Below are 22,756 nucleotides of genomic sequence, written 5' to 3' on the forward strand. Positions count from 1 at the left end.
CTTGAACAATATGAATAAGATAAGTACACAATTAACAGGATATTATTTCATTATTAATGAACTAATTTAATTTATTATGCACTAACTATTATCTATTTAATTTTGACTAAATAAATTATCACTTATAAAATAGAGTTAACTATTCTCTACTTTATTGATAGTATAGATAATAGATTTAAACGTTATTAAAAACTTATCGTTTCAATAGGATTAATCATGCCAGAGATAAAAAAATCAGCCTTGTTAAATATTCGTAGTCTTCGTGCATTCACTCGTGAAGAATTCACTCTTCAAGAGCTTGAAGAATTATTAGAAAAATTAACGACTGTTGTTTCAGAAAGAAAAGAACTTGAAGAACAAGAACTTGCAGAACAAGCTGAACGTGAAGCAAAACTTGCTGAATATGCGAAAATGATTGCGAAAGATGGTATTGACCTCGAAGATTTAATTGCAGCGATGAATGGTAGCGAAGCAAAAACAAAATCTCGTAAGAAACGCCAACCTCGACCAGCTAAATATGAATACATGTTAGATGGTGAGCTGAAAACATGGACAGGCCAAGGTCGTACACCTTCAGCTATCCAAGATGCCCTTGATTCTGGCAAATCTATCGATGAATTTTTAATCAAATAAATTTTCTATTTTTAATATAGGAAAGGGAGCATTCATTGCTCCCTTTTTATTATCTATACTAATTAACCTTAACGTTCCCAATAAGCCTCTTCTAAACTATCTTCTTTTTCAGGCAGCCCACGAGAAAGCCTTGGTGAGTGTTGTGCTAACACTTCATAACTCGCACGATTTGCATACTTACAAACTTGTGAAAAAGAAGAATAAGTTAAAAACGGAAATTCATGTTTACTAGAATTTGGGATATTCTCTTTGTGATACTTATTAGCCGCCATATCATGCAAAATAGCGGATAATGCCGCATCTCCAGCACCGTTAGTATTTTTAATTTTTTCAGGCCCCCCCATATATGGAGCAATGTGTGAATATACTTTTATAGGATCAATACACAATGATCGGATAGTCGGGCGACTAAATTCATAACGGTTAAATTCAGCAATCGATCCGGGAAGTAAAGGAAGTGAGGTTTGTCGTTTGGCTTCATTTTCAGTATAACCTGCCATATATAAGCCAACCGGACCCGCAGTACAAAGAACCATATCAACCCAATCCAAAGCTTTATCAGAAGCAAGTAAAGGATCATGTTCACCAGTCAACGCTTCCGCCTCCTCTTCATTCATGGCAAGCACAGAAACATTATCCTGAATAAAGGTACGCCAATATTGAGGGTCTTCTTGAACAACATATTTTGTCCCCAAGGTTAGCACAACCGGCACATCATATTTTTTGGCAAACTCAATCGCTTTCATCGTTGCTTCAGGCATAGGATCTCCAGGCTTGCAACGGACTAAATAGGCAGTTAAGACTAGCGCCGATGCATCTGAAAAAATATGCTCAGGAATACTACTTGGGAGTAATTGATTCATTTTTCCTTCACTGATAGCAAAGGTACGTTCACCATTTTCACTGATTAATGCAAAGCAACGCCCTATCGGGCCATCAACAGCTTGTAAATAATCTAAATTCATTCGGCTAGACGTTTTACAAACGTAACGGTAACCATAACTACCTATTTTAATATTACTGCTCATTACACCTAAAAGTGTCGATGTATCATCGGCTAATACAGAATAGTTATGAAGTGTATTCCCTATTGTCCCACCTGCAAACTCATCAGAAACGAGATCAAATTGTTTGAGTTCATTGTACAAAGCTTCTGCTTTATCATCATCGATAACTAATGAATGCCCTTTACTTAATTGATACTTTTCGATGAAGTCATCACTCACTTTTGCTTCAATATCCACTAAAGTTTGATCGATACCAATAATGTGAGTGCTAGACATTTGCTTACTTTCTTGTGCTTGACTGACAAGAGGATCACGAGCATCAACTGGAAAGTAGTGTTTAGATTTGCGTTGGCCAGGGAATTTCATAGAAGTTATGTAAGTTATGAGTAGAGAATTGAATTGTAGCCATCAATTTAAGTTGCAGCAATATAACAAGACATAGGAACCGTTTGCTCTCGTAAATAAAAACATTAGGCGGATTATCGGCTCAAAAAAATAAGCGACACAGTTATCGTGCTTCTCTTCAAGCCGAATTAATCACCTCATTTCTGGTCGATTAACCAAACCTGAAAATCTTTTCTTTCTTGTTTATTTGCTTTCAAATACCAAGCTTTAAGCTGCGCGATATTTTCACTATCCGATTTAACCGATCTTTTTACCGGTAAGCTTTGAGCAGCTACTGTACCTACCATTATTGCCGCAACACCGCCACGCATATTATAGTCCATCACATCTTCAATGAAGTTACGACCTAACTGAAGGCCTTTCACACCAAGAGCATCCTTTTGCATGTCAATTTGTACTTCATGACTATCAAGTAATGCCCAGTCAAAAAATTCAATTTCATCACGAGCTTGATTCAAGCTTCTATAAGTTGGTAATTGGAATTGAAGCTCTTTATTCGACTCATTGAATTTAGCCACAATAATATCACTATAAACTTTTCTTATTGTATCTCCATCTTCAATGCTAGGTTGGAATTTGAACACAATCTGATTTTCACCATCAGGCAGAACTAAGATATCCGAACCAAATAAATCACCTTTTTTAATCTCTGGTTTAAGTGAGTTAACAACCAATAAATTAATTCTATCTGGCACTTTTATTTTTACCTCAGCCTGAACTAAATGGCTAACTAACAATACGATACAACCCATTGTAGAAATAAAATTTTTATTCATATACATCCCTTTTTTTCAATCAATAAAAAAGCCCGGTAAATACCGAGCTTTGATATTAACATGTCGTTATAACTTTATTACCAGTAAACGCGAGCACCGATACCAAAGTTAAATTCAGAATCAACCGTTGTCGGTCCAACACTCACACCTGTTTGATCTGATGCGTAACCCAATGTTGATCCATCTTGATATGCGCCTTCAACATAGACACGAGCCCAACTAGTTAAGAAATAATCTGTACCAACATAAATGTTTGTACCATCTTCATCGTCATGATTATCAGCAGAGTAAATTACGTATTCCACACCTGCATATGCTGTCGCATTATCTAGCCATTTGTATGTGCCAGAAAAGTTAAATGCATTACCATCGATAGAAGTATCTAATACTTTACTGTCCAGATTTTGGTAATAATATGTGAAGCCAACAATACCTTTACCATAGCTATACTCAGCTGTCGCTTCAGCGTATGTATTAGTAATCTCATCACCAGGCATGTAATTAGTATCTTTATCAATACCACCACCCGCATGTAACGCTAAATCACCAAATGAAGTACCGACAAATAGTTCAGCTAATTCATCGTTTGAATCATCTTCACTCAAACCATACGCCGCTTTTAACCAAAAAGAATCCGTATCTAATTTATAACGAATTTGTGAGTCATGAAAAGCACCGTTCAATGTTCCGTAGAATAAGCCAGTACCACCGAAGAAATAGGAATACTCAGCACCATAAACATCATCCGATAGAGTCAGAGCTTTACCAAATTCAACTGCACCATAATTTGTATCAAGGCCAAAAATATGTTTACGAACAAATACATCTTTATTGTCTTGAATACCTAATTCAACTGAACCGTATACGCCCAGAGAATCATTAACTTGATATTTTGCATCGACACCAGTACGTGAAGAACCCGTACCTAATTTCGCATCTTCGCCATCTAAAAATTTCAGTTCAGTACGAAGTTGTCCATAGAAGTCTACTGAAGCATCATCTGTTTTATAGATCTCAGCTGCATTGGCTGCACCTGTAAATGCTGCTGCTGATACAGCAAGCGCTAAAAGCGTTTTTTTCATAATAATCCACTGCCTTTAATTAACTTGAAATTCCCTTTGGGATTCCTTTCTTTATTATTTTTTGCTCAGAAGTTCATTTCTTCAGAGCTGTACATCTGATTCGCACTCAAAGATTGCAATAAGTTCCCTTAAAGTGTCAAATTTAATAAAAAAAAATAATCAAAAGAAAAAAAATATAAAAATCATTTAAAAACAACAAATTAAAATATAAAGGATAAATTTAAAACACAAATAGATTACATTTAAACCATTAATCGGAACCCATAAACCCAAAATAAATCAGAATATAAGCCCAAAAAAAACAAAAAAACAACACCAATAAACTAAAAATAAATATAAAAATAGCAAAAAAAAACAAATATCCGTCATATCCGGATAACGGTTATCTTTTTTACAAATTCAAAGCGATTATGTGATTACCATCTAATTTAAAGAGGTTTGAAAATGACTTCAGTCTAAAATATTCATGAAACAGGTAAAAAAACACCATCTTCCATTCAAATAAAAAGCCGTATTTCTCCTTTATTCATTTTCATAATATTCATATAAGGAGAGCGAAAATAGATAAGGAATATAGTGAGCACTGTGATAATATCCAGTTGTTATTTTATGAGATAAACACATGCTTTCTACCAACATCCAAAAAGCCATCAAGCAAAGTTATCAAAATCTGTCATCCCAGTTGGATGAATTTATTCCCCGTAGAGCGCAAAATTATTTAGTCGCGGAAATAGCTAAAACGCTTTCTGGCACTTATCATCAATCTAATCGCATCATCGTAGCGGAAGCAGGAACAGGAATAGGTAAATCACTGGCTTATCTAATGGCATGTGTTCCTTTTGCTCAATTCTCTCAAAAGAAACTCATTATTTCGACGGCAACCGTTGCGCTGCAAGAGCAGTTAATACATAAAGATATGCCTTTGTACCGACGGCTAGTTGAAACACCATTTACCTTTATATTGGCAAAAGGCAGACAGCGTTATTGTTGCTTAGAAAAATTATCGCTAGCCTGTGGAAAGCAGACTGAACAAAGTGAACAACAGCTTGCTATGTTTGATTCTAAACCCAAAACTCAGGATATCGCTCAGCTTCAATCTTTATATAATGCTTTCTCCGACAATAAATGGGATGGTGACAGGGACAGTTGGCCCGAAACTATTCCTGATGAAATCTGGAAGGTTATCGTTAGTGATAAGCACAGTTGTAATAATTCGATGCCAATGCACCGTGATTGTCCCTTTCAAAAAGCGCGAGCTGATCTCGATAAAGCTGATGTCATTATTGCAAACCATAGTTTGGTCATGGCCGATGCTGACCTTGGTGGGGGCGTTATTTTGCCAGAACCAGAGCAAAGTATTTATGTTTTTGATGAAGCTCACCATCTTCCAAATGTCGCAAGGGAACATGCTTCTGCAGCTGCCAGTTTAAAAGGTGCAACAACATGGCTTGAAAACCTAAATAAAACCATCGTAAAAATAGCCAACTTAACAGATGTGAAACGCAGCGCTCGATTTCGTAATGAATTACAAGATTCCATCCAGCAGTTAATTCCAACGTTGACTCACCTAAGTAAACAATTTAACCCAAGTGAATTTAAAGAAAATGTTTACCGATTCGAACATGGCGAATTACCCTCATGGCTCGATGAAGAATCTAAATCACTCAAAATTTTAAGTAAGAAAGCCCACCAGTCGATGGCAAAAATAACTGACTTAATCAGTGAAAAAGTCAAAGATGGCGAATTATCTTCTCGCCTTGCCGAGCCTGCATTAGCTGAATCAGGTTTTTATTTACAACGACTAGAAAATTTAGCCAAAGTCTGGCATTTAATGGCAGAACCGAATCATGATAAAGGCGCACCTTTGGCGCGTTGGATCGAAGTAAGCACAGAACGTGAAGATGACTTCTTTGTCAATGTCTCTCCGTTGGAAGTTGGTTGGCAATTAGATAAACAACTTTGGAGTCGATGTGCTGGTGCCGTTTTAGTTTCAGCGACAATGAGAGCTTTAAATTCATTTCAGTTCTTTGCGATTCAAGCCGGCATTAGTCAAAAAGAAGCAGATGCAACTCAGTTTTTAGCACTTGCATCACCATTTGATTATTCAAATAATGCAGAGTTAGTGGTACCTAAATTAAAACATGAGCCACAACACCCTGATTTCACAAAATATTTGAGCGAAATTTTACCCACTTACATTCAAGAAAAAAAAGCCAATTTAGTGTTATTTTCTTCTTATTGGCAAATGAATCAAGTAGCACAAGCCTTAGAATCTAATGCTTTGAAAAAAAAGTGGAATTTACAAGTTCAAGGAAAGCAAGCAAGAGGTGAAATACTCAATAAACATCGAGCTTATTGTCAATTTGGACAAACGAGTGTGATCTTCGGAACTGGCAGCTTTTCTGAGGGCTTAGATCTACCTGGTAAGTTATTAGAAAACTTAATTATCACTAAAATACCCTTTGGAGTACCAACCTCTCCAGTTGAACAAGCTCATTCAGAATACATTGTTGAACGTGGAGGAAATCCATTTATGCAGATTTCCGTACCAGAAGCCAGTAAAAAACTGATTCAGTCAGTTGGGCGGTTACTGCGCAAAGAACAAGATTCTGGTAGAGTTGTGATCCTTGATCGCAGAATTGTGACCAAACGCTACGGTAAGTCATTACTTGATGCTTTGCCTCCTTTTACTCGTAAAGTGGAATATTAATGCACTTCTACTCATCTGATTTTGCTCAGTATTGATGCAAAAATTTGTAGTAATAACTAAGAAGAATCAATATGGAAATGCTTGACCCAACAATGCTGCTCATCTTAGGTATTGTTGCATTTGCAGCGGGATTTATTGATGCCGTTGCTGGCGGTGGTGGTATGTTAACAGTGCCCGCCCTACTTTCCATTGGTTTACCACCGCACTTGGCCTTAGGAACAAACAAACTATCCGCTACATTTGCTTCATCAACCGCGGCTTTTACTTATTATAAAAAGCGATTATTTACACCTGATTTTTGGTATCGCTCATTCATTGCCACCTTAATTGGTGCGATCAGTGGTACGCTTATCATTAACATCATCAGTACCGCATGGTTAGAGAAAATTTTACCACTCATTATTTTAGCGACCGCTATTTATACGATATTTAATAAAACACCGAAAGATACTCACAATGCTTTGCCACCAGCAAGTAAAAACATCCACAAAAAGCAAGTTCTACAGGGACTCAGTTTAGGCTTTTATGATGGTGCAGTTGGCCCTGGTACTGGAGCTTTTTGGACTGTAAGTAATATGGCACTTTACCGAATGAATATCTTATTGGCCTCTGGTGTATCCAAAGCCATGAATTTTACGAGCAATTTTACCTCATTAATTACATTCGCAATTCTAGGACAAATTAACTGGGCATTAGGGCTCACTATGGGGCTATGCTTAATGGCAGGTGCTTATGTGGGGGCCCATTCAGCGATACGTTTTGGTGCAGCTTTTATTCGACCCGTGTTTATTATCGTCGTAAGTGTTATGGCGATAAAACTGGCTTACCAAGCTTGGTTTTAATTTATCTACAAGTAGGAAATAGCCATGAGCACATTTAACGACATTGCAGATAAACTTGATGGATTATCAAAACAAGCGGCTCAGCGTGACCGTATAAAAGGTGAACACCACCAAGCTTTATTTGATGAGCATCTATTTAAATGCCGTGCACGCTTACTGGTACCTTGCGTAACAGAGACAAAATCGACCTACCAAAGTATTATGCGGGAACAACAGGCGAAACGTTTAACACAGTTAAGGGCCGAGCATTTAACACAGCTGTTACTCGCTCAGTTAGAAGCCATACAAAGGGAATTAGCCACGCAGAATATCCGTCATAACGAAATAAAACACCGCAGCTATTACCGTAAACCTATCAGCGAGCTTTATCAGGATTTATCACAACATCAAGAGTGGGAAATGAGATTGCGTGATCTGGTTTTACAAAAGAATAATCAAGTCAATTCTTGCAGTAGTTTTGAGCGAGCTCAAACACAAAAAGAACTCTTAGTAGTGGAGCAACGATTAGAACGCTGCCAAGCTGCAAAATTAAAAATTGAAAAACAAATTACTTATCGAGAAAGGCAGAATCCAAGTAATGACTACAGCTAACAATACCAGTGACTCTAATTTAGATTCAGCTCCAGCAGAAGTACAGCTAGCCGTTGATCTTATTTACCTTTTAGAAAACAACGATATTGATCCCCAAATAGCCTTAAAAGCATTAATTATTGTTCAACAAGATTTAAATCGGAAAATAACAGACCGTGAATTACCATAACTTAGAAAAGTAAAGAACAAAAAAAAGGCTTGATGAAGTCATCAAGCCTTTCCTCTATAACCAATCAATTTATATCCATGGTGCCATTATTGGTTACGTAATGCTTCAATACGCTTATCCAATGGCGGATGACTCATTAGAAGTTCCATCATTGTACGCTTACCGTTAATCCCAAAAGCCATCATAGAACCTTCTAACTGAGGTTCATGACTCATTTTAAGACGCTCAAGAGCGGCGATCATTTTATGCTTACCAACAAGCTGTGCTGCACCAGAGTCAGCATGAAATTCACGATGACGGCTGTACCACATCGTAATAAAGCTCGCTAAGAAACCAAATACTAACTCTAATACCATAGATATTAAGAAGTAACTCATCATACTTCCACCACGGCCTTCATCACTATTATTTGAGCTAACAACATTCGCTATAGCCCGGGATATGAAAATAACAAATGTATTCACAACGCCTTGCATCAATGTCATTGTAACCATGTCACCATTAGAAATATGGCTAACTTCATGCGCTAGTACCGCTTCAGCCTCATCACGTGTCATATTATGCAATAAACCCGTTGAAACAGCGACCAGCGAATCATCACGCTTAGCTCCCGTTGCAAATGCATTAATGTCAGGAGAATCATAAATCGCGACGGTTGGCATGCCAATGCCCACTTGTTGAGCTTGGCGACTCACCGTTTGAATTAACCAATGTTCCGTCTCGTTACGCGGATTTTCTATAATCTGTCCACCGACTGAACGTAATGCCATCTTTTTCGATAACAACAAAGAAATAAATGAACCACCAAACCCGAACAACGCTGCCATCACAAGTAATCCAGAAAGGCTACCTGGTTGCATACCTGTTACGGCATATACAATATTTAAAACAACACTTAGGACTAATACTACTGCTAAGTTTGTCGCTAAAAATAACATCACTCGCTTCATTATTTCTTTCTCCATAGAAGCTATAACCCAACATAATCTCATTAATTATGCTTGTATCTTTGCTTTCCAACGTTTTTGAGCCACTACTCTCTCTAGTTAGGTCAAATACATTCATTTAGATATATAGTCTGTGATTTTAAGCTTAAGGTTAAGGTATAAATTGAAACATTTAATGTCTACCATCTCCCCCACGAATCTTTCGTGGCTGTTTTATCACCATATCCACTACAGTTCATCTCTTAAAAAATTATAGCAATCTGAACATAAATAAAAAAATGTGTTTTACCTCCTTAAATATTAGGCCATTAGTTTTATTTTCAATCGCATGATTTTATTGTTTTTTATGTATTAATCCACCATTTAATCCATCCTACTTATACTTTAGTCTTATTGCTCATTTATCAACAAACGATTAGTTTAATACTCATGAAGGAACCAATAAGGATATAAGCATGGCGGATAAAGAGAATTATCAAATGGCGATAGATTTATTATCGTGTCATCTTGGTTTATCAGAAGAAGAGGCAAAAGAGCGCTTAGGGCTGATAGAGAAAAAATCAGACCAAACTTCAAATCTAACCCATGAAGCTCGCTCAAATCACTAACTCAATTGCAACAAATACAAAAAAGCTGCCCAATGGCAGCTTTTATTTTGAATATAACTTCCACACATTGAAATAATTATATTTAAAATAATAATGATATGTCGAGACATTGGTAAGCTAGCGGCAGGTTTTCTTCAGATAGATAAGGAATTTCTCCTAGTTTTGGCGCCGGTATTTTTTCTTCAAGCAACTGAATCATTTCACTGTAATACTTAACATCAGGATCAATCATATTCGCAACCCAACCAACAATTACTAGCCCATCCTTTTGGATCGTCTCTACCGTAAGCATCGTATGATTTAAACAGCCCAATTTTACTCCAACAACTAACACAACCGGTAGTTGCTCTTGCTGAACCCAACTTGATAAACCGTCTTCTTTAGAAATGGGGACTCGCCACCCTCCAGCACCTTCGACAACCACAAATTCGGCCTGTTGGCGGTGCTGAAATAAAACTGATGATAAAATATTAAAATCAATATTTACTCTTTCTTTTTCAGCCGCAATATGAGGAGAAGCAGGCAATTCCAGTGTATATGGGTTAACTAAAGCATAACCAAGTTTCACTGAAGATGCATTTTGCAAATACAACGCATCATTATTTGTCATCCCCTGCTCCGTGATTTCACATCCTGCTGCTACAGGTTTTAAACCAGAAGTTTTAACACCTTGTTTTGTAAGCGCGATTAAGATCGCTTGAGAAACCACTGTTTTACCTACATCAGTATCGGTTCCGGTAATAAATACTGAATTTATCATTTCGATATACATCCTAAACAAACTTGATAAGTTGCGGGTAACTGACCCATTGGATTACAAAAAACTTGGTACGCCTCTTCAACTAATGACAAGTCACTTTTCTTAGTCACTCGGTTAGAACGGCCAGTAACATGCGTCGCTCCAATACCTTTTAAATCTCTCATTAAACCTAAAGAGGAGTCATACCATGAAATCATTTCAACGCACTCGATATGATGCGAAATAGCGTCAGAAAGATCTACCGCTCTCTGAATAGAAGAAAGGTGATGAAATTGATTAACATGCTGGTTTTCATCTACATTCTTCCACGACTGTTGCAATTCAAATAACGATCCTTCGAGTAACGTAGAAAAAATGACTTTCCCCGAAGGTTGAATAATGTTGATAAGTGATTTAACCAAAGCATCAAGATCATCACACCATTGAATCGCTAAGCTAGAAAAAATAATATTAAATTGCTCTGATTCAAAAGATAAAGTTTCTGCATCACCTTGAATATATTCAACCGAGAGTTGTCTGCAACGTAGCCGGCACTGCTCTAGCATTGCATCAGAAAGATCAAATGCGGTCACTTGTGCGCCACGCAGCGCAAGTTGTTGACTAAAATACCCCGTACCACAGCCAAGATCTAAAATACTTAATCCAGAAAGATCATGTGGTAAAAGCTTCAATAAACAATGCCCAACGTTCCTTTGAAAAGCGGCATGCTCATCATACGTTTTTGCAGCTTTACCAAACGCTTGTGCAATCGCACGTTTATTTCCAACAACATTAGGCGAATTAAGATCAGAAGAATTACTAGGTACGTACACACTCTGACTTTCCGCTTCATACTGATAAATCAACGACATACTTTTTCCTTAATACCCACTGAATATAGAGTCATGTTGAGAGACAATTGCGCTGGTGAGTGATTTAACTTGAGATAATGAATGTGAAGCACTTAATGTTATTCTCAGCCTCGCTTTGTTTTTAGGAACCGTCGGTGGACGAATAGCACCAACCCAAAAACCTTCATTTTTCAAAGCATTCGACAATTTAACTGCGCACTGACTATCCCCACAAATAAAAGGCTTAATCGGTGTTTGTGTCTCCACATACCCTTGACAATGTTGTAAAGCAGTATCGTACTCTGAATAGAGTTCAGTTAACTTTTCTCGACGCCATGACTGCGTTTGCATCATCGAAATAGCGTGCGTTAACGCCACCGCTTGTGCCGGAGGCATTGCGGTTGAATAAACAAAATGACGAGCAAATTGTGTCAAGTAATGGCTGGTTTCTTGATCGCATAATATCGCGGCACCAGAAATCCCTGCAGCTTTACCAAAAGTCACTATCAATATCTGTGGTTTAATACCAAAATAATGACAACTGCCTTTACCAGACTCGCCTAATACACCAATTCCATGGGCATCATCAATTGCTAACCAAGCATTGCTCTGCTGGCATATATTCGACATGGTTTTAAGATCAGGGCGATCACCATCCATACTAAACACCCCTTCCGTTACAACCAATGTCGATTGATGCCTTCCAACCTTTTTCAGCTTCAAAGATAAATCATCTAAATCATTATGAGAGAAACGAGTCATTTGAGCACAAGACAGCATACCCGCTTCTATCAATGATGCATGGTTAAGCTTATCTTGAATCAACCAGTCATCTTTTTCTAACAGACTAAACAACAAAGCTTGATTCGCACTGAAGCCGGAATTAAATAAAACCGCACTCGAATAACCAAGCCATTCACAAAGCTGCTTTTCTAAATTGATATGTGCCGAGCTATAACCAGTCACCAAAGGTGACGCTCCACTGCCACAACCATATTTTTCAAGCCCGAATTGCCATGCTTTGATCAACTCAGGTTCTTGAGCTAATCCTAAATAATCATTACTTGAAAAATTAATGAAATTTTGTGCATTTGACTGACCGACATTCGCACCATGTCTACGTTCAAAAATAGTCACATTGCGCTCTAAACCTAAATTTCGTCTTTGCTCAAGCGCTCTATGAATTCTCTGTTGAAACATCCTTGACACCTATTGACCATACTTTGATACAAAATTAGAGTCTTGCTTCATAAAATAAATCATCTTTTTCTGGTCTCGATGCGACTCTTTCAATCACTTGATCCAATAAATCATTTTCTTGAATATCATCTGGTTTCTGGTGCACTTCTTGACAATTTATACCAAGTTTTTTGAACAGTTGGAGATCAGTATCTTCATCTGGATTGGGTGTAGTAAGTAACTTGCAACCATAAAAAATCGAATTGGCTCCTGCCATAAAACACAACGCTTGCATTTGTTCATTCATATTTTCTCGACCCGCCGATAGTCGCACGGCGGAATATGGCATCATAATCCTAGCAATCGCGATCAAACGAATGAAGTCAAATGGTTCAACATCATCGACGTTTTCCATCGGCGTACCTTTCACTTTGACTAACATATTAATAGGCACACTTTCTGGCTGTGTGGGTAAATTCGCAAGCTCAACTAATAATCCAGCACGGTCGCTAACGCTTTCGCCCATTCCTATAATGCCACCTGAACAAATTTTCATACCTGCATCCCGCACATGGGAAAGTGTATCTAAACGGTCTTGGTAGGTTCGTGTAGTAATAATTTGACCGTAAAACTCAGGTGATGTATCAAGATTATGGTTGTAGTAATCAAGACCAGCATTCGATAATTGCAGAGCTTGATCTGGCGTTAACATACCCAATGTCATGCATGTTTCTAACCCTAGATCTTTTACCCCTTTAATCATTTCCATCAAATAAGGCATATCTCGTTGTTTGGGATTTTTCCATGCTGCTCCCATGCAAAATCGAGTTGAACCTGAATTTTTAGCTTTACTTGCAGCATCAAGTACTCGTTCTACTTCCATCAAGCGTTCTTTCTCTACATCTGTACGGTAATGAGCACTTTGAGGACAATATTTGCAATCTTCAGGACAAGCACCTGTTTTAATTGAAAGTAAAGTACTGACTTGAACATAATTTTGTTTCTGAAATTGGCGATGGACAACTTGTGCATCGAACAGCAAATCCATAAATGGTTTATCTAATAATTCATGTACTTGCTGCACAGTCCAGTTATGACGTAGTTCCACTGTTAATCCTTTTTATATGATTTTAGCTTGGCTAGTCTACTCACAGACGATAAGCTGTCAATTAAGATATTAAATAAAAGTTTACAACTGAACATTATAAGAGCACTTTAGTTTATGGATTTACAATTTGATAAGAAACACATCTGGCACCCCTACACATCAACCATTAACCCATTACCTTGTTTTCCTGTCCAAAGCGCACATGGTGTCTGCATACAACTTGAAACGGGGGAAAAATTAATTGATGGTATGTCTTCGTGGTGGTCTGCGATTCACGGTTATAACCACCCTGATTTAAATAAAGCAGCGCATGCTCAAATTAATGAAATGTCACACGTCATGTTTGGAGGCTTAACCCATGAACCGGCCATTGCATTATGTAAAAATATTTTAGAACTCGTCCCCCGTAACCTTGAGCACGTTTTCTTAGCAGATTCTGGCTCGGTTGCAGTCGAGGTGAGCTTAAAAATGGCCCTTCAATACTGGTACGCGAAACACGAACAAGATCCAACAATACCGATGCGTTCTAAATTTTTAACATTAGAACATGGTTATCATGGCGATACTTTTGCCGCAATGTCAGTCACTGATCCAAATAATTCTATGCATAAAATGTATAAAGGGTTTTTACCTGAACATATTTTTGCTCAATCACCCGCTTGTTATCAGATAAAGAAAGGACAATGGCCTGCATTTAATTCGCAAGATATTGTAGATTTTGAAACGAAAATAGTTCAACAGCATAATGAAATTGCCGCCGTGATCTTAGAGCCTATCGTTCAAGGTGCAGGTGGAATGCGTTTCTATCATCCAGAATTTCTAGTTAAAGTACGTCAACTCTGTGACCGATTTGGAATATTGTTAATCCTTGATGAAATTGCCACAGGGTTTGGCCGAACCGGTAAATTGTTTGCTTGTGAACATGCCAATATCCAACCTGACATTCTATGTATAGGTAAAGCGCTCACCAGTGGTTATATGACTCTCGCCGCAACCATTACTAGTAAAACCGTCGCCGATACCGTCTGCAGTAGCGAAGCAAGTTGCTTCATGCATGGTCCAACCTTTATGGCAAACCCGCTCGCTTGCGCAGTTGCGACAGCGAGCCTAAACCTAATTAAACAAAATAATTGGAAACATCAGATCAGCACTATTGAAACTATATTTGAAGAAAAACTGCCTAAACTACAAAAATATCCACAAGTGAAGGAGGTTCGCTGGCTAGGTGCAATAGGCGTGATAGAAACCTTTAAGCCTGTCAACATGGCAATAATTCAACAACATTTTGTTGACCACGGCGTGTGGATTCGGCCTTTTGGTAAACTTATTTATTTAATGCCACCTTATATATCTCAACCTATCGAAATTGAAAAACTGATTGTGGCAATAGAATCTGCAGTTAACTCATCAGAATGTTTTATGTAGTAGATATATAAATCAAGATAAATACAATGATTATATAAAGGCTAAGTCAAATTGATGACTTTGGCTGCACGATAGGAATCTGTTTGTGTTAGAATCTAAAACGATATTCTACCCGATGAATTTAAAGGTTTATTCAATATGTTTAAATGGTTAATTGTCGCTTTACTCTCTTGCTCATTTTCAGTATTCGCTACCGATGAAGCACAACCTGTCAGTAAAGTAAAACCTCAGCAGATCGATATCGCGACCCACACAAAAAGTGGTGATCTAATCTTAGGTGAAAAAGAATGGATTTATATTGATAACTTAAATCGTAATATTCTTGCTCGCGTTGATACAGGAGCAACCACTTCATCAATTAGTGCCAAAGATATCCATACTTATAAGAAAGAGGGAAAATCTTTTGTTGATTTCAGACTCGCTCATAAGAAATGGGAAACAAAAACGTTTACCTTACCCGTTAAACGTTGGGTCGAAGTTGTACAATCTTCCACTGACGAGCCTTCTGATTCTCGCCCTGTTGTGGTGCTTTCGATTCAAATTGGCGATCTAAAAACAACCACAGACTTTACTTTGGTAGACCGCTCTCACCTTGAGTATCCAGTTTTACTTGGCCGTACTTTTATCGATAACGTAGCTGTGGTTGATGTTTCACACAAATATATTCAACCACGCGTCAAAGTAAAACAAAATCCTATTGCTAAAAAAACATCTGACACAGAAACACCGGTAAAAGCAGAAAATGAAAAATAATAGGTAATAGCAACACATTCCTTTTCCTGCGACATATCGGCGTAATTAATGTAGCCGCTAAAAAACAGAAACACCCTATTCTTTAATTAAAATAGGGTGTTTTTTTGTTGGTTAAGCTAGTTAAAATAAAATAAAACCACATGGCCTAACTTATTCAGTTGGGCTATTTTAGATCATTATTAACCACCAATATGAGTCAGACCTTTCATATAAGGGCGTAATACTTCTGGGATTTCAATACGGCCATCCGCTTGCTGATAGTTCTCTAGAATCGCAACCATTGTCCGCCCCACAGCTAAACCAGAACCATTCAATGTATGCAGTAACTCGGGTTTCTTCTCACCTTTGCGGCGGAAGCGAGCTTGCATACGGCGTGCTTGGAAATCCCAACAATTTGAACAAGAAGAAATTTCGCGATAGGTTTCTTGAGCAGGAACCCAAACTTCTAAGTCATAAGTTTTTGCTGCCCCGAACCCCATATCACCGGTACACAGAATCACTTTTCGATATGGAAGCTCAAGAAGTTGAAGTACCTTTTCAGCATGACCGGTGAGTTCTTCTAACGCATCCATTGAATCTTCTGGCTTAACAATTTGTACTAGTTCAACTTTGTCAAACTGATGCATACGGATCAAACCACGAGTATCACGACCGTATGAACCTGCCTCTGAACGAAAACACGGTGTATGTGCTGTCATCTTAATTGGTAAATCTGCCTCATCCGTGATGGTATCACGCATTAAGTTCGTAACCGGGACTTCGGCTGTTGGAATTAATGACAATGTCTTTAACGGCTCATCACTAACTTGTTCAGTTAAAGGGCTAGTATGGAATAAATCTTCACTAAATTTAGGCAGTTGACCTGTGCCATATAAACTGTCGGAGTTCACTAAGTAAGGCACGTACATTTCTGTATAGCCATGTTGTTCAGTATGAAGATCTAACATAAATTGTGCGATAGCACGATGCAGACGAGCAAATTGGCCTTTCATGACGATAAAACGAGAACCCGTCACTTTAACCGCGCTAGCAAAATCAAGGCCATCGCCCATTTCACCCAAATCAACATGATCTTTTAATTCAAAATTATATTTCTTTGGTTCACCCCAACGAGCTACTTCTACATTGTCACCTTCATCTTTACCATTTGGTACAGAATCATCTGGTAGATTTGGAATTGACGATGTAATCCCATCTAATTGAATTTGTAGATCAGTTAATGCCACTTTTGCTGCATCAAGATCCTGACCTAAAATCCCTACTTCTGCCATGATTCGCTCTGCTTCCTCATGATCCCCTTTCGCTTTAGCCTGACCAATGGATTTCGAGCGGGAATTACGCAATGCCTGTAATTCTTCAGTCTTTACTTGCAAAGACTTACGCTGTTCTTCAAGGCTACGGATGGTTTCAACATCCAAAGTAAATCCACGGCGGGCTAATTTTGTAGCTGTTTCATCCAGCTCAGTACGAAATAGTTTAGAATCAAGCATTGCTAATCCTGTTGGTCTAAGAGTGATTAAAGCAGTGAATTGCTGCTTTTAAAGAAAATTATTTTTATCACTAAAACGATACCCAAAAAGCACTACTTTTGATAGCGCTTTTGTGTGCTTTTTACATCTAATTCAGCCAAATATTTTAGCTTTTCATGGATTTTACTCTCTAAACCACGATTGCTTGGCTGATAATACCGAGTTTGTGCCATTTCAGGAGGGAAATAATTCTCTCCTGCAGCGTAAGCCCCTGGCTCATCATGGGCGTATCGATATTCCTCCCCATAACCAAGATCTTTCATCAACCCGGTTGGGGCATTACGTAAATGCAATGGCACATCATACTCAGGTTGGTTATGCGCATCAGACAAGGCTTGCTTCCAAGCAGTGTACACAGCATTACTTTTCGGTGCACACGCTAAATAAACTATCGCCTGTGCAATCGCTCTTTCCCCTTCTGCAGGACCAATTCGAGTAAAACAATCCCAAGCTGAAACAGCGACTTGCATCGCCCTAGGATCAGCATTACCGATATCTTCAGAGGCAATAGCCAATAATCGACGAACAATATAAAGTGGGTCACAACCAGCAACTATCATTCGGGCAGACCAATACAAAGCCGCATCAGGATCAGAACCTCGGATCGATTTATGAACCGCTGAAATTAAGTCGTACCACATGTCACCTTTATTATCAAAACGCGCCACTTTTTCACCAGCGACCTCAGCAAGTAATGCCAAAGTCATTACTTTACGTCCTTGAGCACTCTCTTCCGCCAAATCATAAAGTAATTCGAGATAATTAAGCGACATTCTTGCATCGCCATTCACTAAATCTATCAACCTAGCCAGTACATCTTCTTCAAACTCAGCTGGTATTTTACCTAATCCACGTTCAGTATCATGAATCGCTTGCTCAAGTACATCCATAATATCTTGATGACCAAGCGAAGTTAGTTTGTAGACACGAGCACGGGATAGCAAAGCGTTATTCAGCTCAAATGAAGGATTTTCAGTCGTTGCGCCAATAAAGGTCACCGTACCATCTTCAATATGAGGCAAAAAAGCATCCTGCTGGCTTTTATTAAAACGATGTACCTCATCGACAAATAAAATGGTTTTTCTGCCAGACAGTTTATGTTCTCGGGCCTTATCAATGGCAAGCCGAATATCTTTTACACCAGATGTAACCGCTGAAATACGTTCTACCTCTGCATTGGCATAATTAGCAGCAACTTCAGCTAACGTTGTCTTACCGGTCCCTGGTGGCCCCCACAAAATCATGGAATGTAAATGACCAGCTTCTAAAGCACGGCGTAGTGGTTTATTAGGGCCAAGAATATGTTGTTGACCGCAATAGTGCTCAATAGACACTGGCCGCATACGAGCGGCCAGTGGTCGGAAATCTTCATCTGAAGAAAAATCTAAGCTGAAATTGCTCATCTTTATCTCACCTGATTATTAGCGTTGGTCATCAACCTCAACACCTTTTGGCACTTTGAATGTAAACAGAGATGCATCTGGTTTTTGCATTTTAAAATGAGTAAATGCAAAACGACTCTGTTGACCATCTTGTTCGATCACATTAAAAGCTTGAATAACACCTTTAGCGTTGATTTGAATTTGGAAAGTACCGACCGTTGTACCTGAAGCTGTCGGCTTCAACGTAAATGTATCTTTAGACTGGGTCACATTGTAGTTAGCCCAATCACTTTCACGATTACGTGTCAGTAATACGAATGGCGTTTGAGCGGTAGCTTGATCTTGGTTAAGAATCGTCACTTGTTCTACAAATGGGCTGTAATACCACACACTTTTCCCATCAGACACCAACAAGGTTTCGTCTGGTGCAGATGTTTTCCAACGGAATAAACTTGGACGAGATATGTGTGCTGAGCCTTTTCCATCCAATAGTACTTCTCCTTCTGGACTAGTCACAACTTGAGTGAAGTCTGCACTAAAGCCATCATTATTGCTTAAACGAGCATTCAGTTCTTCTTTCGGTCCAGCGAATACACCAACGCTGGTGAAGAGTAAAACAAGCAACCATTTATTCATTATTTTAGTACTCTTATCTATTTTTATTGAATCGATAAATACAGAATATTTAAACTGTATTACTTACCATTAACAGACTAATCGAACTGCTTAATCGGCGGTGGTGCAATAACTTCTCGATTACCATTATGACCAGGAGAACTCACAACACCTTGAGCTTCCAACTGCTCAACAATACGCGCGGCTCGGTTATAACCAATTTTAAATCGGCGCTGAACGCCAGACACCGAACCTCGTCGAGATTCAGTCACAAATTCGACAACTTGATCATAAAGAGGATCCGCATCTTCTTCCCCTTCTAACTGCTCACCAGGAAGCAAGCTTTCAGCGGTAGGCTCACCATGAACAATTTCATCAATATAAACTGGCTTACCACGTGCTTTCCAGTCATTTACAACCGCATGTACATCATCATCAGAAGCAAAAGCGCCATGAACACGAACGGTATGATTAGAGCCTGGAGGTAAGTAAAGCATATCCCCCATACCAAGTAACGATTCCGCTCCACCTTGGTCAAGAATGGTGCGTGAATCCGTTTTAGTTGATACCGTAAATGCTACGCGAGTTGGTATATTTGCTTTAATTAAGCCCGTAATAACATCGACCGATGGTCTCTGAGTGGCTAATACCAAGTGAATACCTGCAGCCCGTGCTTTTTGAGCCAAACGAGCTATCAACTCCTCGACTTTCTTGCCGACCACCATGATCAAGTCAGCAAATTCATCCACAATAACAACGATCGATGGCAGCTTTTCTAACAGCGGTGGCATTTCATCCATGCTATCACCGGGTTGCCACAATGGATCATGAATAGGATGGCCTGCCTCTGCTGCCATTTTTAATTTTTCGTTGTATCCCTTAAGGTTACGGACGCCTACGGCTGACAATAGTTTATAACGACGTTCCATTTCTCCAACACACCAACGAAGCGCATTAGAAGCATCTTTCATATCAGTAACAACTTCAGACAATAAGTGTGGGATACCTTCGTAGATGGAAAGTTCCAACATCTTTGGATCGATCATGATAAAGCGAACATCTTCTGGCGTGGCTTTATACAAAATACTTAGAATCATGACGTTAACGCCAACCGATTTACCAGAACCTGTGGTACCCGCGACTAACACATGAGGCATTTTGGCTAAATCAGCAACGACAGCTTCACCAGCAATATCTTGACCTAATACAACGGCCGTTGGCGATTTATTATTTTGAAACTGATCAGAACTGATCACATCAGAAAGATACACCGTTTCTCTGCTCATATTCGGCAGCTCTAACCCAACATAAGGTTTGCCAGGAATTACTTCTACAACACGAACCGCCATCGCTGACAATGAACGAGCCAAATCCATAGAAAGCCCTGAAATACGGCTGACTTTTACTCCAGGTGCCAGATCAAGCTCAAAACGAGTGATAACAGGGCCAGGGAAAATATCCACTACGCGAGCTTCAATTTTATAATCTGCTAATTTTGATTCAACCAATCGAGCGATTTGCTCTAAAGCATCACGATCAATATGGCTTTCTCGTTTTTCGGGGTGGTACAACAGCTCTAACGTCGGCATTGGCGACGTAGGAACCGGTAAATTAGCATCATTTTGAATCAAAAACGGGTTTTGTAATGCTAAGGCATTCGTTTGTGCAGCCGTCACCATATTTTGAAATGCTGTTGTATCAGGATCGGATAATTCCGAATCCGTATCCTCTTCGGTGTGAATATTGACTTGAACATGATCAGCATTTGCTGGCTTCGCCCACGGTGCATCAATTGATAGACTATCTTCTTCAGCTTGCAATGCCTCGTTTGGCATTGGATCCACAGCTGAATCAGCTACCGCTGACGTTTCATCTAACGCAGCGCTTGAAGGCTGAGTGCTCGCGATTTCTGGAGGATACTCACGATGAGTAAACGATGCTTTCAATTCATCATCCCCATCAACCTTCGTTTTATCCGATGAAGGTAAGTTAGGGTGAACCTCTTCCTCTATATAAGAGCCAGACGCATATTGATTAGTTGTATGGGCGGTCTGCTCACCAGCCGTTTTAGTACTCGCTTGAGTATTAACCGATGCATCTTGTTCAACAAAGTCACCCATTGATTCCGCTTTTTGATCAAGCTCTGCAATCGTCGCATTTGGATTCTGATATCGGTCTTGAGTTTCAGTAAACTCTGAAGGTGCCGCGACATCAGAATGTGAGGCCGTTGAATTTGACGAGGTTGATTGAACTTGGCTATTACGATGAAGGCTGGGTCTTGATGCCGAAGGCGCAGAAAACAGCGGATCTTCAATGTCATCATCCATTGTTGCAATAGAAGGAACAATGACTTCATCATCCGATATTGACATTTGTGGTGCAGTTTTATTGTCACCTGTTTTTCTTTCACCTTTTCGAGGAAAGTGAATATTAAAACGTGGAGACTTTTTCTTATGGCTGTCATTAGGGTGGTCATCGATTGATTCAATAGGCTCTTCATCCACATTCATACGTTCAGAATGAGACTTCAAAGAAAGCTCTTGATGATCGATACCTTGAATATCAAGATTATTTAATTCTGTGTGATTATATTGAGTTGCTGAAAGCGTAACGTTTTCTGATTGTCTCGTGCGATTAAATAAACGCTGCATAAAACGTAATGCGGCTTGTCCTAGATTCTCAACAATGGTCAGCCATGAAATCCCAGTTAACAGAGTAAAACCGGCGCCCCAAAGAAACATAAAGACTAACGTCGAACCCAAAATATTTAATGCTGGTGTTGCAAACGAAGTAATAACATCCCCTAAAACACCACCCGATGAAAAATACCAGATATCATCAAAGTTAATATCGGCCAAACCACAACTCGTTAATAACATAATGGTTAAGCCTAAAAGGCGAGTCGCCCACAAGAGAAAATCAATTCTATCCTCATCATCTCTTGAACGGAAAAATGCCCAGCTCGCCCCAAGGATAATAAAAGGCAGCGGATAAGCAAAAACACCAAAGGTAAAAAATAGGGTATCAGCAAGCCAAGAACCTAGATATCCACCAGCATTATGGACGGTACCGCCCCACGAGGTTTGCGACCAAGACGGATCAGCTGGATTAAATGAAAATAAAGCAACCATCATTAAGATAGCAACCAACAAGCCAAGAATAAGCCCGCATTCTTTCAAACGTTGAGAACCATTAAGACGAGGCCTCAATTTAGTGTCTTTCGCTTTGATCACGGTAATGGTTTTCGCTTTGTTTTGCTTGAACATGTTTTTGCTGGACGTAAACAAAATTTTCCCCTATTCCGAGCTATTAAACAGAGTGATTTCTTATTTGAAGACATGTCGTCTTATCCGCTTGACTGCATTAATAATAGTCAGTTGATAAAAAATAAGAAAAGATTAGCTC

General features: G+C 39.0%; 20 protein-coding genes. 8 read left to right on the forward strand and 12 right to left on the reverse strand.

Annotated features, from left to right (window positions below; all coding sequences use genetic code 11):
- The first annotated feature begins 216 nt into the window (after nucleotides 1–216).
- Nucleotides 217–633: an H-NS family histone-like protein gene (locus tag VCASEI_RS07995; RefSeq protein ID WP_086961075.1), complete on the forward strand. Its 417-nt coding sequence runs from the start codon at nucleotides 217–219 to the stop codon at nucleotides 631–633.
- 68 nt (nucleotides 634–701) lie between these two features.
- On the opposite strand, the gene VCASEI_RS08000 is transcribed toward VCASEI_RS07995, so the two are convergent.
- The 3 genes from VCASEI_RS08000 to VCASEI_RS08010 all read right to left on the reverse strand — a co-directional run bounded on the left by VCASEI_RS08000 (nucleotide 702) and on the right by VCASEI_RS08010 (nucleotide 3,903).
- Nucleotides 702–2,006, reverse strand: a complete 1,305-nt coding sequence (locus tag VCASEI_RS08000; protein WP_086961073.1) for an inosine/guanosine kinase — start codon at nucleotides 2,004–2,006, stop codon at nucleotides 702–704.
- 176 nt (nucleotides 2,007–2,182) lie between these two features.
- Nucleotides 2,183–2,821: a DUF2057 family protein gene (locus VCASEI_RS08005; protein WP_162621037.1), complete on the reverse strand. Its 639-nt coding sequence runs from the start codon at nucleotides 2,819–2,821 to the stop codon at nucleotides 2,183–2,185.
- 77 nt (nucleotides 2,822–2,898) lie between these two features.
- Complete coding sequence (locus VCASEI_RS08010) at nucleotides 2,899–3,903, reverse strand: porin (protein WP_086961069.1); 1,005 nt, start codon at nucleotides 3,901–3,903, stop codon at nucleotides 2,899–2,901.
- Between the two features lie 622 nt (nucleotides 3,904–4,525).
- Here VCASEI_RS08010 and dinG point away from each other — a divergent pair.
- From dinG to rsmS, 4 genes are all read left to right on the forward strand, one after another.
- A complete protein-coding gene (dinG, locus tag VCASEI_RS08015) occupies nucleotides 4,526–6,613 on the forward strand; it encodes an ATP-dependent DNA helicase DinG (RefSeq protein WP_086961067.1) in 2,088 nt (695 codons plus the stop codon).
- Nucleotides 6,614–6,684: 71 nt separating this feature from the next.
- Nucleotides 6,685–7,455, forward strand: a complete 771-nt coding sequence (locus VCASEI_RS08020; protein ID WP_086961065.1) for a sulfite exporter TauE/SafE family protein — start codon at nucleotides 6,685–6,687, stop codon at nucleotides 7,453–7,455.
- A 24-nt stretch (nucleotides 7,456–7,479) separates the two neighbouring features.
- Nucleotides 7,480–8,046, forward strand: a complete 567-nt coding sequence (locus tag VCASEI_RS08025) for a primosomal replication protein (RefSeq protein ID WP_086961063.1) — start codon at nucleotides 7,480–7,482, stop codon at nucleotides 8,044–8,046.
- Entirely contained in the window at nucleotides 8,033–8,215 is a 183-nt protein-coding gene (gene rsmS, locus VCASEI_RS08030; RefSeq protein ID WP_086961061.1) for a pleiotropic regulatory protein RsmS, read from the forward strand. The genes VCASEI_RS08025 and rsmS overlap by 14 nt, the downstream gene beginning before the upstream one ends.
- Before the next feature lie 86 nt (nucleotides 8,216–8,301).
- On the opposite strand, the gene htpX is transcribed toward rsmS, so the two are convergent.
- Nucleotides 8,302–9,165: a protease HtpX gene (htpX, locus tag VCASEI_RS08035; protein WP_086961059.1), complete on the reverse strand. Its 864-nt coding sequence runs from the start codon at nucleotides 9,163–9,165 to the stop codon at nucleotides 8,302–8,304.
- Nucleotides 9,166–9,617: 452 nt separating this feature from the next.
- Here htpX and VCASEI_RS19545 point away from each other — a divergent pair, with 452 nt between their 5' ends.
- Nucleotides 9,618–9,770: a hypothetical protein gene (locus tag VCASEI_RS19545; RefSeq protein WP_089110170.1), complete on the forward strand. Its 153-nt coding sequence runs from the start codon at nucleotides 9,618–9,620 to the stop codon at nucleotides 9,768–9,770.
- 82 nt (nucleotides 9,771–9,852) lie between these two features.
- Here VCASEI_RS19545 and bioD read toward each other — a convergent pair whose 3' ends face one another.
- The 4 genes from bioD to bioB are packed head-to-tail and all read right to left on the reverse strand — an operon-like array spanning nucleotide 9,853 to nucleotide 13,647.
- A complete protein-coding gene (gene bioD / locus VCASEI_RS08040; protein WP_089110171.1) occupies nucleotides 9,853–10,530 on the reverse strand; it encodes a dethiobiotin synthase in 678 nt (225 codons plus the stop codon).
- On the reverse strand, nucleotides 10,527–11,381 hold the full coding sequence (bioC, locus tag VCASEI_RS08045; RefSeq protein ID WP_089110172.1) for a malonyl-ACP O-methyltransferase BioC: 855 nt from the start codon (nucleotides 11,379–11,381) through the stop codon (nucleotides 10,527–10,529). Before bioC ends, bioD begins: the two co-directional genes overlap by 4 nt.
- Nucleotides 11,382–11,390: 9 nt before the next feature.
- On the reverse strand, nucleotides 11,391–12,560 hold the full coding sequence (gene bioF, locus VCASEI_RS08050; protein ID WP_086961052.1) for an 8-amino-7-oxononanoate synthase: 1,170 nt from the start codon (nucleotides 12,558–12,560) through the stop codon (nucleotides 11,391–11,393).
- A 34-nt stretch (nucleotides 12,561–12,594) separates the two neighbouring features.
- A complete protein-coding gene (gene bioB / locus VCASEI_RS08055) occupies nucleotides 12,595–13,647 on the reverse strand; it encodes a biotin synthase BioB (protein WP_086961050.1) in 1,053 nt (350 codons plus the stop codon).
- 114 nt (nucleotides 13,648–13,761) lie between these two features.
- On the opposite strand from bioB, the gene bioA reads away from it, so the two are divergent.
- Complete coding sequence (bioA, locus tag VCASEI_RS08060) at nucleotides 13,762–15,072, forward strand: adenosylmethionine--8-amino-7-oxononanoate transaminase (RefSeq protein ID WP_089110173.1); 1,311 nt, start codon at nucleotides 13,762–13,764, stop codon at nucleotides 15,070–15,072.
- 138 nt (nucleotides 15,073–15,210) lie between these two features.
- The gene (locus VCASEI_RS08065; protein WP_089110174.1) at nucleotides 15,211–15,825 is read left to right on the forward strand and encodes an ATP-dependent zinc protease family protein; all 615 of its coding nucleotides are present in this window, start codon (nucleotides 15,211–15,213) and stop codon (nucleotides 15,823–15,825) included.
- A 179-nt stretch (nucleotides 15,826–16,004) separates the two neighbouring features.
- On the opposite strand, the gene serS is transcribed toward VCASEI_RS08065, so the two are convergent.
- From serS to VCASEI_RS08085, 4 genes are all read right to left on the reverse strand, one after another.
- Nucleotides 16,005–17,315, reverse strand: coding sequence for a serine--tRNA ligase (gene serS, locus VCASEI_RS08070; RefSeq protein WP_089110175.1), 1,311 nt, complete (start codon nucleotides 17,313–17,315; stop codon nucleotides 16,005–16,007).
- Nucleotides 17,316–17,407: 92 nt separating this feature from the next.
- Entirely contained in the window at nucleotides 17,408–18,757 is a 1,350-nt protein-coding gene (locus tag VCASEI_RS08075; protein ID WP_086961041.1) for a replication-associated recombination protein A, read from the reverse strand.
- Between the two features lie 18 nt (nucleotides 18,758–18,775).
- On the reverse strand, nucleotides 18,776–19,372 hold the full coding sequence (lolA, locus tag VCASEI_RS08080) for an outer membrane lipoprotein chaperone LolA (protein WP_086961039.1): 597 nt from the start codon (nucleotides 19,370–19,372) through the stop codon (nucleotides 18,776–18,778).
- Between the two features lie 77 nt (nucleotides 19,373–19,449).
- Nucleotides 19,450–22,617: a DNA translocase FtsK gene (locus tag VCASEI_RS08085; RefSeq protein ID WP_086961037.1), complete on the reverse strand. Its 3,168-nt coding sequence runs from the start codon at nucleotides 22,615–22,617 to the stop codon at nucleotides 19,450–19,452.
- Between the last annotated feature and the right edge of the window lie 139 nt (nucleotides 22,618–22,756).

The sequence above is a fragment of the Vibrio casei genome (assembly GCF_002218025.2).
Lineage (GTDB): Bacteria > Pseudomonadota > Gammaproteobacteria > Enterobacterales > Vibrionaceae > Vibrio > Vibrio casei.

Excerpts from the sequence above, each read along its gene's own strand:
- VCASEI_RS07995 (WP_086961075.1), top strand. The coding sequence starts at position 217 with ATGCCAGAGATAAAAAAATCAGCCTTGTTAAATATTCGTAGTCTTCGT.
- VCASEI_RS08000 (WP_086961073.1), bottom strand. The coding sequence starts at position 2,006 with ATGAAATTCCCTGGCCAACGCAAATCTAAACACTACTTTCCAGTTGAT.
- VCASEI_RS08005 (WP_162621037.1), bottom strand. The coding sequence starts at position 2,821 with ATGAATAAAAATTTTATTTCTACAATGGGTTGTATCGTATTGTTAGTT.
- VCASEI_RS08010 (WP_086961069.1), bottom strand. The coding sequence starts at position 3,903 with ATGAAAAAAACGCTTTTAGCGCTTGCTGTATCAGCAGCAGCATTTACA.
- dinG (WP_086961067.1), top strand. The coding sequence starts at position 4,526 with ATGCTTTCTACCAACATCCAAAAAGCCATCAAGCAAAGTTATCAAAAT.
- VCASEI_RS08020 (WP_086961065.1), top strand. The coding sequence starts at position 6,685 with ATGGAAATGCTTGACCCAACAATGCTGCTCATCTTAGGTATTGTTGCA.
- VCASEI_RS08025 (WP_086961063.1), top strand. The coding sequence starts at position 7,480 with ATGAGCACATTTAACGACATTGCAGATAAACTTGATGGATTATCAAAA.
- rsmS (WP_086961061.1), top strand. The coding sequence starts at position 8,033 with ATGACTACAGCTAACAATACCAGTGACTCTAATTTAGATTCAGCTCCA.
- htpX (WP_086961059.1), bottom strand. The coding sequence starts at position 9,165 with ATGAAGCGAGTGATGTTATTTTTAGCGACAAACTTAGCAGTAGTATTA.
- VCASEI_RS19545 (WP_089110170.1), top strand. The coding sequence starts at position 9,618 with ATGGCGGATAAAGAGAATTATCAAATGGCGATAGATTTATTATCGTGT.
- bioD (WP_089110171.1), bottom strand. The coding sequence starts at position 10,530 with ATGATAAATTCAGTATTTATTACCGGAACCGATACTGATGTAGGTAAA.
- bioC (WP_089110172.1), bottom strand. The coding sequence starts at position 11,381 with ATGTCGTTGATTTATCAGTATGAAGCGGAAAGTCAGAGTGTGTACGTA.
- bioF (WP_086961052.1), bottom strand. The coding sequence starts at position 12,560 with ATGTTTCAACAGAGAATTCATAGAGCGCTTGAGCAAAGACGAAATTTA.
- bioA (WP_089110173.1), top strand. The coding sequence starts at position 13,762 with ATGGATTTACAATTTGATAAGAAACACATCTGGCACCCCTACACATCA.
- VCASEI_RS08065 (WP_089110174.1), top strand. The coding sequence starts at position 15,211 with ATGTTTAAATGGTTAATTGTCGCTTTACTCTCTTGCTCATTTTCAGTA.
- serS (WP_089110175.1), bottom strand. The coding sequence starts at position 17,315 with ATGCTTGATTCTAAACTATTTCGTACTGAGCTGGATGAAACAGCTACA.
- VCASEI_RS08075 (WP_086961041.1), bottom strand. The coding sequence starts at position 18,757 with ATGAGCAATTTCAGCTTAGATTTTTCTTCAGATGAAGATTTCCGACCA.
- lolA (WP_086961039.1), bottom strand. The coding sequence starts at position 19,372 with ATGAATAAATGGTTGCTTGTTTTACTCTTCACCAGCGTTGGTGTATTC.
- VCASEI_RS08085 (WP_086961037.1), bottom strand. The coding sequence starts at position 22,617 with ATGTTCAAGCAAAACAAAGCGAAAACCATTACCGTGATCAAAGCGAAA.